This is a genomic window from uncultured Senegalimassilia sp. (assembly GCF_934632265.1).
GTDB lineage: Bacteria > Actinomycetota > Coriobacteriia > Coriobacteriales > Eggerthellaceae > Senegalimassilia.
In genome coordinates, this window is sequence record NZ_CAKTYH010000055.1 from 1 (window position 1) to 12245 (window position 12245).

Consider the following 12245-nt stretch of genomic DNA (forward strand, 5'->3'; position numbering starts at 1 on the left):
TGGGCGATCTGGTGAACACCATGCTCACGTTCTCGGTTGACCCCGAGGCGCAGATGCTCTCCGATGAGATGACGCGCAAGAACTATTCGCTCTCCGAGGTGTGCCAGGGGAGCCGCGTCAAGGTGGATACGTCCACCATCAAGCACATAGATATCTTCGACGCCGCGCCGGCCGTCATGAACCTGGTATCGAGCGGCGTTCTCACCATCGACGATGTGCTCGAGGCCCTGGGCCGCGAACGCGTCAACGATGAGTCGACGTCATCCCGGATGATGACCAAGAATCTGGGCGCCATAGAGGACGTGCTAAGGCAATTGCAGCAGCAAGGAGGTGATAACAAATGACGATGAAGAAGTATTTCCAGCTGGTGCAGGACGGCGATACCGCCGACCTGGACATCTACGGCGATATCGCCGAGAAGTGGTGGGCCGATGACGGGCGCACCGATTCCCGAAGCTTGTCAAAGCAGCTTGAGGAGCTTGGCGACGTTAGCCAAATCAACGTGCACATCAACAGCTACGGCGGCGAGGTTGCAGAAGGTTTGGCGATTTACAACGCGTTGCGCCGCCACAGCGCCAAAATCCGCACCACGTGCGACGGCTTCGCCTGCTCCATCGCCTCGGTGGTGTTCATGGCCGGTGACGAGCGCGCGATGTCGGATGCGTCCCTGCTGATGATCCACAACGCTTGGACTTCCGCGTACGGCGCGAACGCCGCCGACTTGCGCAAGCTGGCCGACGATATGGACACCATCACGCAGGCCAGCAAAAACGCCTACATGAGCCGCGTTTCCATCGGCGAAGAGATGCTGTCAGAGCTGATGGACGCCGAAAGCTGGATTTTGCCAGCCGATGCGGTCGAAATGGGATTCGCCACGGAAATCGAGGATTTCGGCGGTGCGGATGCGCCTTCCCAGTGCGCCAGGGCGGCGCTTGTTGGCATGGTGCGAAACGAAATCTCCCCGGCGCGCGCTTCGCAGCAGGGCGAGCCGGTCGCGGCATCGGAGCCGGAACCCGAACCCGAACCGGAACCTGGGCAGCAAGCAGGCCGGGAACCCGAGCCTACGCCAGAGCCTAAACAGAATAGATGCGCGTTCAAGCAGTCCGAGGGGCTGCTTAATTTCTTGCAGGTCGTAGCGAGACGCGAAGCGAAAACCGACCGCGAATAACGAACAGGAGAAAACGAATAATGAGCCTTTTGACCGCTAACAGCGCAGCGGCTAAGATGACCGCTGCCTTGAAGTCCGATGACGAGCAGGTGATGACCGAGGCATGGGAGGCTTTCCAGGAGGAGACCGCCGAATCCATCCGCGCCGATTTCAAGCTGTTCCAGAAGACCCAGGACGAGTCCGTTCTGGCGCAGCGCGGCTATCGCGTGCTGACCTCCGCTGAGCAGGCATGGTATAAGAACGTGTCCTCCGCACTCAAGTCCTCAACGACCAAGCAGGCGTTCATCGACATCCTCAAGCATGAGGACAAGGACGACCTGATGCCGGAGACCATCATCGACGATGTGCTCCGCTACCTCGTCGAGACGCGCCCGCTGCTGAGCAAGATTCGATTCCGAAACGCTGGCTATTCCACGAAGTGGATCATCAACGATAACTCCGTGCAGCGCGGCGGCTGGGGCGAGATCGATGCCAAGATTATCAGCGAAATCAAGGGCAGCTTGAAGGTCATCGACATCAAGCAGGCGAAGTATTCCGCGTTCTGCATTGTCCCTCTTGACATTTTGGACATGGGGCCGCAGTTCTTGGATGCCTTTGTCCGCGCGACTATGGCCGAAGCCTTGGGTTTGGGCTTGGAGGAAGCCATCGTCAAGGGAACCGGCGTGAACATGCCCGTCGGCATGATGAAGAATCCTAACGGCGCGTTCGAGCAGTCTACCGGTTACCCCGACAAAACCGCCGTCAAGGTTACCTCCTTCGCCCCCGCCGAATACGGTCCCCTGGTTGCCAAGGTCGCGACCACCGAGAAGGGCAAGCAGCGCACCTTCAGCGAGGTCGTTTTGCTGTGCTGCATGAAGGATTACCTCACCAAGGTCATGCCTGCAACCACGGTGCTCTCGGCCAACGGCCAGGGTTACGTGAATAACCTGTTCCCGTTCCCCACGGAGCCACTCGTCTGCAACGCGGTGCCGGAGGGCAAGGCCGTTCTGGGCATCGCCGAGGATTACACCCTGGCGGTCGGCGGCTCCCGCAACGGCAACATCGAGTTCGATGACTCCATCGGCTTTTTGGACGACACCCGCACCTTCAAGCTGATCCAGCACGCCGCAGGCCGCGCCTACGACAACACATCGTTCATCGTGCTCGACATTTCCGAGCTTGACCCGGCCTACATCACCGTCAAGAACGTCAATGCGGCGGCAACGCAGGCCGATGCATCGACCGGCCATTCTGCGGTCGAGCAATCCGACGGCGGCGAGCAGCTGCCCGTGGCGTAGGGGATGTGAGCGGGTATGAGCCTGGCCGAGCAGGTAAGGCGAAAGCTGCGCATCACATACAGCGACCCGGACACCGATGAGCGCGTCGACGACATCATGGAGCAGGCCGATGCGGACTTGCGCGGCCTGCTCGGCATAGATGACGACGGCTTCAGCTTCGAGCAGCCGGGCACGGAGCAGGTTCTGTTCCTCGCCTACTGTTTCTACGAATGGAACGATGCGCTGGACGATTTCGGAGCGAACTACGCAACGAAGATAGCCCAGTGCCGAGATAGATGGCTGGTGAAACAGTATGTTGAAGAAGAACAAGCCGCTTCCCAGCTATAGCGATGGCGTTGCGGCGTTCTACGCGGAAAAGCAGCGCGCCTCGTCGTTCGCGGCGAAGGTGAACGCCGCCACCCTGGATGATCTCGAATTCCTGGTGAAGCTGTGCTATGCCGAATCGTCCGTGCGCGCACAAGATTACGAGTTCGCCGAGCAGGTGGGCTTCAACGTGTCCGCGAAGCTGCGCACACATTTGCATCCGGTCGTGAAGCCGGGGTGCAAGGCCGTCATAGGCCCCAACATCTACACGGTGCGCCACGTGGATACGTCCAAAACGGAGATGTTCGTCTATCTGGAAGGGGGTGCGCCGTTTGGCAACGCTTGACGATATCCAGGCCGCGCTTGAAAGCATCGACGATGCCGTTTACTACGGCGTGGCATCCAAAGTCGAGGAATCCGAACCGTGGAACTACACGGTATTCTCTCGCGACAACACCAGCCCCAAGGAGAACCTGACGGGCTATTCCGAGCGGTTTCTGGTGGCCGTCGTTCGCGAGAACTACGTGCCCGAGGACATGTATCTGAACGTTATCGAGGCTATGGCGAAGATACCGGGCATGAAGCTAGACCGCTCGCGCGATATCGAGTATCTGTACACCGCCAAGCCCGGCACGCGCGACGTGGTGGAGATGATGAGCGTCTACTTCACGAAAGGGCGCAAACCGTGAGCGGCAACGTGAGCTTGAACGCGCGAGATTTCGATAGGCTCATGGCAGCGGCTCAAGCCTATCCGGAAAACGCCGAGAAGGCCATCAACGACGTTCTGCACAAGCAGGCGGGGCCGCTTATCAGCCAGCGGATAAACCCGCTGATTCACCCATCCGGGCGCACGTTCAAGGGGCACCGCGCATCGGCTGTCGCGTCCGACTGGCCGCGATACGACATCGACGAGAACCTTGCCGTGTCCGTGGGGACGAAAAGGCGCTGGCGGTATCTCTATTTCCCGGATGACGGCTCGAACACGAAAAACCATGCGGGAGGCCAGCACTTCTTCCTGCGCGGCGCGCAAGCCGCCTCCCCCGAAATCGCGCAGAGGTGCATAGACGCAATGACAAGAGAATGGAGCGAATGATATGGCTGCAATCGAGCAGACCGTGTTCTCCGAGTACGAGGTGCGCGCGATGTACGCCACAGTAGGCTCGGACACGTGCGAAGTGAAGTGCATCGGCTCTCTGGAGGAATCTACCGATGTGATCACCACCAGCAAGAAATGCCGCGGCGTGGTCGTAAAGAAGCGCACGCGCGGGACGGGCAACGGCACCCTGAAGGTGTCGCTGCATATCCCGTGGAAGCTGTACATGACCCTCATGGGCATGGATTCCGATACGTTGGCCGATGGCGTGTACGGCTATGGTCGCAACTCAATCCATCCGGAGTTCAGCCTGACCGCCGACGTGTTCGACGAGGATGACGTCGAGAAGTTCAAAGCGTGGCCGAAATGCGTCATGAACGCAGGCCCGGCAAACAAGGTCGAGAACGGCTCCGAAGAGGTTGCCGAGGTCGAAGCCGAAATCGCGTTCGCGCCCGATGACAACGGCTTCGGCCACTACGAAGCACTGTCGGCCGGCCTCGCCGAGAACATCAAGAGCAAATGGCTGACCTCGTTCACGCCGGATTTGGTCAAGAAGGTGATGGCGTGATGGCGGCCGAGAAGTTCAAGGTCGAGGTTCTCTGCTCGTTCATCGACAAGTACAGCAAGCGCACGAAGCATGCGGGCGAGATCATCGAAATCACGCGCAAACGCATCGACGAAATCATGGCCGTCGACCCATCGCTTATCCGAGAGGTCGAGCCGCAGCAGTAGCAAAAGCGGGGCGTCCGGCCCCGCTTTCCATTTGAAAGGAACAATATGCCGAACAACAACGCCCAGCTGGGCGCATCTTCTGAAATCGAGATGGCCAACGGCACCACCGTGCCGCTCCTTATCACCTGGGGCCTGCTTCTTCGCATGAGCGCATTGGATAAGGACCTGTACAAGCGATTCAGCAAGCTGGTCACCACCGGCATCGCGAAAGACGTCCTGAGCGCGGTAACCATCGTGTATTGCGGCTACCTGTGCGCATATGTGTCGGAGAACGGCGGCACGGACGGGAGCCTGACAGAGGGCGAGTTCGCCGCCAACCTGCCCAACGACATCAACGTCGTCACCAATGCGGCCATGGAGCTGATCGCCCCAAAAGCAGCCAAGGCTTTCAAAGAGCGTTCGAAAGCCGAGCAAGACAGCTAAGGGGCGGCAAACGCGGCGGCGCCCGCAAGACCCGCGCTCCGGACTTCCCGATAGAGGACGCCGCCGATGCCTACACGCTCTACGTTCTGATTCTGGGCATCAGCGAACATGTGTTTTGGAACGCAAGCCTGCCGTTCCTGGCATCCGTGGTCGCGAACAAGCAGGCATACGACGAATGGGATAACGCCGTCTGCGAGTCAATCAGGGAGGAGGTCAGATGATTGGCTAAAGCGAAGGACGAGGTCGAAATCAGGTTTTCGGCGAACACCGATGAATTCAGAGCAGAGATGAAGTCTGCAAACGCGGCCATGACGCAGCTGCGCGGCGAGCTGAAGCTGAACGCCGCGCAGATGAAGAACACGGGCACGAGCATAGACGGGCTTACCGCCAAGCAGAAAATCCTGCAGCAGCAAGACGAAACCCTCAAGCAGAAGATAGCGGCCATAACCGCGCAGCTCGAGCGTTCCAACGCGGCATTCGGCGAGAACTCCGCCGAATCCCAACGGCTCACCAACCAGCTGAACGCCGCCCGCACGGCGCAGGAGAAGGTGCGCAGCCAGATAACGCAGACCAACCAGGCCATAGAGCAGCAGCGCGCCGCGCAGTCGCAGGCGCAGTCGGCGTATTCCCAGTTGTCCCAGACCATAAGCCAGCAGCAGACGAAGCTGACCGCGCTGCAGCGCGAATACGCCAGCGCGGTGATAGCGAAGGGGAAGGACTCGACCGAGGCCAAGCAGCTCGAAGGCAAGATCCGCTCGCTCAACACCGAGCTATCTCAGAACAAGGCGAAGATGAACGAGGCGGAAACCGCCGCGCGGAGCCTTGCCAGCGAAGAGCGAGACCTGGGAAACGCCGCCGAGAAGGCCGGTGACGGGTTTACGGTCGCGAAGGGCATCATAAGCAACTTCGCGACCGATGCGCTCATGACGGGCGCGCAGAAGACCAAGGAGCTGGCGGGGGATATCGTCGAGCTTGGCAGCACGTTCGAATCATCCCTGTCCAAGGTCGCCGCGCTTTCCGGCGCGTCAGCCGACCAGATGGCGCAACTCGAAGCGAAGGCTCGCGAGCTTGGCAGCAGCACGAACTTCACCGCTTCCCAAGTGGCAGATGCGTTCGGTTACATGGCTCTCGCGGGTTGGGATACACAGCAGTCGCTTGACGGCATCGCGGGCGTTTTGACGCTGGCCCAGGCCGGCGAGATGGACCTTGCGGCGGCATCGGACCTGCTGACCGACTACCTTTCGGCGTTCGGCCTGCAAGCAAGCGATTCGGCCATGATGGCGGATGTGCTGGCATATGCCCAGGGCCACGCCAACACGAACACCGAGCAGCTGGGCCAGGCGTTCAAGAACTGCGCCGCCAACTGCAACGCGGCGGGAATGGACGTGCAGACCACAACGGCCTTTATCAGCGAACTATCGAACCAGGGCCTTAAGGGCTCCGAAGCCGGCACCGCGCTAACGGCGGTCATGCGCGACATGACCTCGCAGATGGAGGACGGCCAGATCGCCATCGGCGATACATCGGTGGCCGTCATGGATGCGAGCGGCAACTACCGCGACATGGTGGACATCGTGCAGGACATCGAATCCGCCACCGACGGCATGGGCGATGCCCAGAAGGCGAGCGCCCTGCAAGCGACGTTCACGGCCGACTCCATCAAGGGACTCAACCTCATCCTCAACGCCGGAGCGGGTTCTGTCGGCGATTTCCGCAACCAGCTATACGGGGCCAACGGCGCGGCCCAGGACATGGCGAGCACCATGACCGACAACCTCAACGGCGATTTGGCTACAATGCAATCGGCGTTCGAGGAAACGGGGCTGAAGGTTTACGACAAGTTCCAGGAGCCTTTACGCGGCGCCGTCCAGTTCGTGACCGGCACGGTCGTTCCCGGCATCACGTGGCTTATCGAGAACTTCGACCAGATAGCGCCGGTGCTCGGCGTGGCGGGCGCGGCCATCGCGGCGTTCGCGATCGTGGCTAACATCCAAAGCGTGGTGTCCGGTGTAACAGGGGCGGTCGGCGCGCTAGGCTCGGGCATCTCCTTCTTGTCATCGCCGATAGGCATTGCGGCATTGGCGATAGCCGCATTGGTTGCCATCTTGATCTACCTCTGGAACACGAACGAGCAGTTTCGCGAAGTGGTGACCAACGTATGGAACTTCGCGAGCGCGACCATAGGCCAGGCGGTCGAAGCGGCATCCCCATACATCTCGATGCTGGTATCGTTCTTCCTCGATTATCTCTTGCCTGCGCTCGCATCCCTCGCCGAGGGATTCGGTATGGCGTTTGCAAGCATCGTCGAGGGGGCCATAGGATTCGCGGCTTCGTTCCTCCAGATAATCCAGGGAGGCATGGAGGTCGTGCAGGGCGTCATCGACTTGGTGATGGGCACCATCATCGGCATCTTCACCGGCGATTGGTCATTGGCCCAGCAGGGCACGCAGGAAATCCTAAACGGTCTATCCAATATCGTCACAGGCATATTGAACGGCATGTATGCCGCCGTCGGCGGCGTGCTGAACGCCATCGCCTCGACGTTCTCCGGCGTGTTCAATTCCGTGTCGTCCGTCGTCTCCGGCATATTCTCCGGGATTGCCGACGCGATCGGCGAGAAGATGGGCAATGCCGAGAACACGGTCAGCGGCGCCCTCAACGCGATATCCAATTTCTTTTCTGGGCTTCACCTTGAATTTCCGCATATCAACCTGCCGCACTTCTCCATCAGCGGCGGGTTTTCGATTGACCCGCCGCAAATCCCGAGCATCAGCGTCGAATGGTACGCGAAAGGCGCCGTGTTGAAGCGTCCAACCTTGTTCGGATTCAACGGCGGGCGCGCCATGGTTGGCGGCGAAGCGGGTCCGGAGGCGATAGCGCCTGTGTCCACGCTCGTCGACTATGTGCAGACGGCGGCGGAGCGCGCCCAGCTGCGCGGGACCGGCGCCATCGTTGACGCGATCGAGAGACTGGCCAAACGGAAGACCGTGCTCAACCTCGATGGGCGCGCCATCGCCGAGGGCACGGCATCCGCCCGAGATAGCGTGGACGGGACGCGCCAGACGTTCGTAGACAGGGGGCTTGCTGTATGAGCGGATTCGAAATCGACGGCGTTCACACATGGCGCGATTTGGGCTTATGCTGCGCGAGCCGCAGCATAAGCCCGCCCGTCAAGAAAACGGCAGTGAAGTCCATTCCCTATATGGACGGCCAACTCGATTTCTCGCAGTTGGGAGGGCGCGCGTACTTCGAGGCGCGCACCCTCTCGTTCGTGTTCGACCTCATGGCCGACACTCCGCAGGATTTGGAGCGGCAGGTCACCGGCCTGCGCGAGTTCTGCGCGTTTGCGTTCGATACCGACATCTACGACGACGATGCGCCGTATTTCCACTATCACGGGTCGTTTTCGGAGATGGAGGAAAGCCCGGACGAATATGGGCTTTCCTCCGAGGTCACCGTTTCTTTCGTCGTCGACCCCTACAAGATATCGAACGACTGGTGCGAGCAGCCGGTGAATGCCGGCATAAACACCGTTCGCAACGATGGAGCATGGGCAAGGCTCACGGTGGTCCCGTCCGGCACGGCAACCATACAGACAGGCTCGCTCAATCAGACGTTCTCGGGCGAGACGGTATCCGACATCCCTCTCGAGCACGGGGACAACCGGATAACGGTCACCGGCGGCTCGGCGGTGCTGAAGTGGCGCGAAAGGAGGTTGTGATGTGTATCTGATAACGGTTTACAACTCCGGGCATCCGACCGTCGTTCACGGCGATTACGCGCACGTGGCCGACTGCCAGATTGCCAAGGAGGTGAACGCCACCGATTCCATGACGTTCACGATCTACCCCGGAAACCCCGGATACGATGCGCTGGTGGAGTTCGCCACAATCATCGAGTGCGTCGACGTCAGCACGGGGGATGCCGTGTTCCAGGGGCGCGTGCTTTCAGCCGGTGCGTCCATGGACTCGGACGGCGCTGCGTACAAAAGCGTCACATGCGAGGGGCTTCGCGGATACTTGAACGATTCCGTGCAGCCATACACCGAGGAAAAGACGTGGGCGGGCGATACTTCTCGCAACGGCCTGCAAGAATTCATCGACTATCTGCTGGCAAACCATAACGCACATGTGCCAAAGGAAAAGCGCATCTATCGCGGCAACGTCACCGTGCAGACGTTCAAGACCACGGAAAACGTCACCAAGGGAACGAACTTCGAGCGCACCTTCGATATCATCAAGGAAAAGCTGATAGACGTTTTCGGCGGCGAGTCACAGGTGCGCTACGGCGATGACGGCAAGCTGTATTTCGATTACATGGAAAAGCTCGGCGATGAGCACTCCGAGCGCATCAGCGTAGGCCGCAACATTGAATCGGCTCAGCGCGAGCTGAAGCCCGATCAGCTCATCACGCGCCTTTACCCGCGAGGCGCGAAGCTGACGAGAACCGAGACCGACGATAAAGGGACCGAGCGCGAGGTGGAGACCGAAGACCGCCTGGGCATCGAGAGCGTGAACGCCGGCAAACCCTATATAGACGATGACGATGCGGTGAAGCTGTACGGCATCATCGAGGGCACCAACGAATGGGACGATGTGACCGAGCCCGCGAACCTAAAGGACAAAGGCGAGCGGTGGCTCAAGCAAAACAACCAGCTCCCGGTGTCCACCACGATAACGGGTTACGATTTATCGCTTCTGGGATATGATGCGCACCGTATTCGGATTCACGGATGGTACCCATGCTATAACCCGCTGATTGGGCTTGATGAGCGACTTGAGGTCGTGAAGCAGACCATCAACGTGAGCGAACCGGCCGAGTCGACGTGGGAATTCGGCGAGACGAAGGCCACGCATTCGGCTATAGTCTCAACGCTTGGCGGGCTTGCCGGCGCGCTCGAATATGTGCGCTCGCAGACCAAAACCAACCTAACCAACATCGGGTATTACGTGCGCTACACAGAGGCCGCTATCAAGGTTGCCGAGGATTCTATCACGTCCACGGTGAGCCAGCGCCTCGATAACTTCGGCGGCGATAAGGGAATCACCATCGAAAGCAAGATTTCCGACATCGTGCAGACCGCCGAGAAAATCGAGGAGACGGTCTACTACGAAGGACCTGACGGCGAGAGGAAATCGCGCATCGAGCAGCTTTCCGATTCGCTGAAATCGACTATCGAGCAAGGTTATCCGTATACCGACGAAGACGGCAACGCAACCTATATGACCACAGCCATATCCGACATCAGGCAGACCGCTGAGGGCATAACGCTTTCGGTCGAGCAGCTGGAGCAAGGGTACGGCACCTGCACCACGGCGGCGGCCACCGCCGCAAAGCTGGTGAACATCGAGGGCTTCAAGCAGCTGTACAAGGGCGCCACCGTCTGTGTGAAGTTCTCATACGCCAACACCGCAAGCTATCCGACGCTCAACGTGAGCGGAACCGGCGCGAAGTACATACGCGTGAACGGCTCTCTCATGGCCAAGGATTACTGGTGGGGCGCAGGGGATGTTGCAACGATGGTGTACGACGGCAGCTACTGGAACGTCTCGGATGCCGGAGCGAAATCGAAGATCAAGCAGCTTGCGAACAGCATCACGCTCGAGGTTTCCGGCAAGCTGGGCGGCACCGCATCAATCGTGATGAGCGTCGACGGCTCCAAGCAGGAACAGGCCATCGACATGAGCGGCGTTCGCGAGGCGTTCAAGAACGATACGAGCGCAATCACAATCAGCGCAGGCGCGGTGACGTTCAACAGCAACACGTTCGTCGTCAATTCAACTTACTTCAAGGTCACGAGTACCGGCGTGATAACGGCAACGCGCGGGGAAATCGGCGGTTTTAGCATTGCTGCAACATCTCTCAGCAACGACACAATGACGCTATCTGGGTCAGGATTGGAACTCCAAGTCAAAACGTCTGCGAGCAGCTACAAGAAAGTTGGCTCGATTGGCGTGAACGGTTATACGTATGACCAGACAAAACACGGCCTAAACTTCGACCTGAGAGAATCTGGTTCGTACATGACCTGGGCCGTCCTCGAATCTGCGACCGCGAACAGCTACACGATGAAGCTGACATACGCCAACGACACGCTAAAGAACTATACGTCCGGCAGGCTGCACATGGGATGCCCTACCGACTTTCACAATTTCAAGCTATATGGCGCGTGGATTGACACCGACACAGGAGGGGCGAACGGCGGAATCACGGGAACGTTTAAGACGTATCAGGTAGTTGGGATAAACGAGAGCACAGGAGCATTGACGAGGTGGTCCTCAAGTCCATCGTATATGACATTTAAAAACGGTCTGCTCATACACATGTCCAGATACGACTTTTAGGAGCAGCGCATGGATAACAAGACATACGTGATTAACGAAGCGGATGCGCCAGAGCAAGCTTTGCCAGCTGAGTGCGAAGCAACGACCGTTGCAAGCGGAGCGACCCTCGATGAAATCAACGCAAAACTCGACCTGCTGCTGGCATCGCAGGGCATTGAAACGAACAAGGAGGTAGTCGAATGACATACACCAACGCACAGATGGAGCAGATGGTCGCTCAGCTCAAGCCCCTGCTCGACCGCAGCGGCCTTATCGGCTATGCAGCGGCCAAGAACACGCGCGTACTGCGAGACGAAATCGCCGAGTACATCCAGGCAAAGGACGCGGCCATCATGGAGCTGGGAGAGCCTGAGCTGGACGCTGAGGGCAACGAGACGGGCCAGGTTTCCCTGCGCTTCGACTCGCCGCGTTTCGCGGAGTATCAGGAGCGCATGGCGGGCATCGACACCGCCGAAGCCGAGCCGCGCATCTTCCGCGTCCAGGCCAGCGAGGTCATGGGCCAGCTGACCGGCCAGGAGATGCTGGACTTGGAGTGGATGTTGGAGTTCGAAGATGAAGACGCATAACGTTACCGTTGCCGAGCGCGTCATCAACCATCCCCACAACGAGCGGGCAATCGCCCGAAACGTCAAGGCCGATACGCTCCATGCCGAGTTCGACGACGAGTGGAAAGGCGCGAATTCCTGGATTGCCGTTTTCTCTAACGGTGGCACGGTAAAGCGCATTTCCATGACTGTAACGAACGGCGCTGCCACGGTCACCATCCCATGGGAGTGCTTGGAGCGGCCTGGCGCGCTCTATGTATCGTTCGTCGGCTACCTCTCCGGCAATGCGCGCATCGTCACGCAGAAGATGGCGCGGCCGTTTCTGGTGGTCGAGAGCGGCGAGGTCGATGGCGGCGCCGC

Annotated in this window: 16 protein-coding genes; all 16 read left to right on the plus strand. The window is 59.4% G+C overall.

Annotated elements, in window-relative coordinates; translation table 11 throughout:
- Window positions 1–344 (plus strand): hypothetical protein (locus Q0H50_RS05335; protein ID WP_294420205.1); only part of this gene is annotated, 344 nt, incomplete at its 5' end.
- The gene (locus tag Q0H50_RS05340) at window positions 341–1168 is read left to right on the plus strand and encodes a head maturation protease, ClpP-related (RefSeq protein WP_294420207.1); all 828 of its coding nucleotides are present in this window, start codon (window positions 341–343) and stop codon (window positions 1166–1168) included. The genes Q0H50_RS05335 and Q0H50_RS05340, both read left to right, overlap by 4 nt.
- 17 nt (window positions 1169–1185) lie before the next feature.
- Entirely contained in the window at window positions 1186–2445 is a 1260-nt protein-coding gene (locus Q0H50_RS05345) for a phage major capsid protein (protein WP_294420239.1), read from the plus strand.
- Between the two features lie 15 nt (window positions 2446–2460).
- On the plus strand, window positions 2461–2772 hold the full coding sequence (locus Q0H50_RS05350) for a hypothetical protein (protein ID WP_294420209.1): 312 nt from the start codon (window positions 2461–2463) through the stop codon (window positions 2770–2772).
- Window positions 2738–3094, plus strand: a complete 357-nt coding sequence (locus tag Q0H50_RS05355) for a hypothetical protein (RefSeq protein WP_294420212.1) — start codon at window positions 2738–2740, stop codon at window positions 3092–3094. The genes Q0H50_RS05350 and Q0H50_RS05355 overlap by 35 nt, the downstream gene beginning before the upstream one ends.
- On the plus strand, window positions 3081–3437 hold the full coding sequence (locus Q0H50_RS05360) for a hypothetical protein (RefSeq protein ID WP_294420215.1): 357 nt from the start codon (window positions 3081–3083) through the stop codon (window positions 3435–3437). Before Q0H50_RS05355 ends, Q0H50_RS05360 begins: the two co-directional genes overlap by 14 nt.
- Window positions 3434–3841 carry a hypothetical protein gene (locus tag Q0H50_RS05365; RefSeq protein WP_294420218.1) on the plus strand — a complete coding sequence of 136 codons (408 nt, stop codon included), beginning with the start codon at window positions 3434–3436 and terminating at the stop codon, window positions 3839–3841. The genes Q0H50_RS05360 and Q0H50_RS05365 overlap by 4 nt, the downstream gene beginning before the upstream one ends.
- A 1-nt stretch (window position 3842) precedes the next feature.
- Window positions 3843–4409 carry a hypothetical protein gene (locus Q0H50_RS05370; RefSeq protein ID WP_294420220.1) on the plus strand — a complete coding sequence of 189 codons (567 nt, stop codon included), beginning with the start codon at window positions 3843–3845 and terminating at the stop codon, window positions 4407–4409.
- Complete coding sequence (locus Q0H50_RS05375; protein ID WP_294420221.1) at window positions 4406–4573, plus strand: hypothetical protein; 168 nt, start codon at window positions 4406–4408, stop codon at window positions 4571–4573. Before Q0H50_RS05370 ends, Q0H50_RS05375 begins: the two co-directional genes overlap by 4 nt.
- Before the next feature lie 45 nt (window positions 4574–4618).
- Window positions 4619–4996, plus strand: coding sequence for a hypothetical protein (locus tag Q0H50_RS05380; protein ID WP_294420223.1), 378 nt, complete (start codon window positions 4619–4621; stop codon window positions 4994–4996).
- 221 nt (window positions 4997–5217) lie between these two features.
- Window positions 5218–8088 carry a phage tail tape measure protein gene (locus Q0H50_RS05385; protein WP_294420225.1) on the plus strand — a complete coding sequence of 957 codons (2871 nt, stop codon included), beginning with the start codon at window positions 5218–5220 and terminating at the stop codon, window positions 8086–8088.
- Complete coding sequence (locus Q0H50_RS05390) at window positions 8085–8717, plus strand: hypothetical protein (protein WP_294420228.1); 633 nt, start codon at window positions 8085–8087, stop codon at window positions 8715–8717. The genes Q0H50_RS05385 and Q0H50_RS05390 overlap by 4 nt, the downstream gene beginning before the upstream one ends.
- A 1-nt stretch (window position 8718) precedes the next feature.
- Window positions 8719–11340, plus strand: a complete 2622-nt coding sequence (locus Q0H50_RS05395) for a phage tail spike protein (protein WP_294420229.1) — start codon at window positions 8719–8721, stop codon at window positions 11338–11340.
- A 9-nt stretch (window positions 11341–11349) separates the two neighbouring features.
- Complete coding sequence (locus Q0H50_RS05400; protein ID WP_294420232.1) at window positions 11350–11523, plus strand: hypothetical protein; 174 nt, start codon at window positions 11350–11352, stop codon at window positions 11521–11523.
- Window positions 11520–11906 carry a hypothetical protein gene (locus Q0H50_RS05405; RefSeq protein ID WP_294420234.1) on the plus strand — a complete coding sequence of 129 codons (387 nt, stop codon included), beginning with the start codon at window positions 11520–11522 and terminating at the stop codon, window positions 11904–11906. The genes Q0H50_RS05400 and Q0H50_RS05405 overlap by 4 nt, the downstream gene beginning before the upstream one ends.
- Window positions 11893–12245 (plus strand): hypothetical protein (locus tag Q0H50_RS05410; RefSeq protein WP_294420237.1); only part of this gene is annotated, 353 nt, incomplete at its 3' end. The genes Q0H50_RS05405 and Q0H50_RS05410, both read left to right, overlap by 14 nt.

Excerpts from the sequence above, each read along its gene's own strand:
- Q0H50_RS05340 (WP_294420207.1), top strand. The coding sequence starts at position 341 with ATGACGATGAAGAAGTATTTCCAGCTGGTGCAGGACGGCGATACCGCC.
- Q0H50_RS05350 (WP_294420209.1), top strand. The coding sequence starts at position 2,461 with ATGAGCCTGGCCGAGCAGGTAAGGCGAAAGCTGCGCATCACATACAGC.
- Q0H50_RS05355 (WP_294420212.1), top strand. The coding sequence starts at position 2,738 with ATGTTGAAGAAGAACAAGCCGCTTCCCAGCTATAGCGATGGCGTTGCG.
- Q0H50_RS05370 (WP_294420220.1), top strand. The coding sequence starts at position 3,843 with ATGGCTGCAATCGAGCAGACCGTGTTCTCCGAGTACGAGGTGCGCGCG.
- Q0H50_RS05380 (WP_294420223.1), top strand. The coding sequence starts at position 4,619 with ATGCCGAACAACAACGCCCAGCTGGGCGCATCTTCTGAAATCGAGATG.
- Q0H50_RS05390 (WP_294420228.1), top strand. The coding sequence starts at position 8,085 with ATGAGCGGATTCGAAATCGACGGCGTTCACACATGGCGCGATTTGGGC.
- Q0H50_RS05400 (WP_294420232.1), top strand. The coding sequence starts at position 11,350 with ATGGATAACAAGACATACGTGATTAACGAAGCGGATGCGCCAGAGCAA.
- Q0H50_RS05405 (WP_294420234.1), top strand. The coding sequence starts at position 11,520 with ATGACATACACCAACGCACAGATGGAGCAGATGGTCGCTCAGCTCAAG.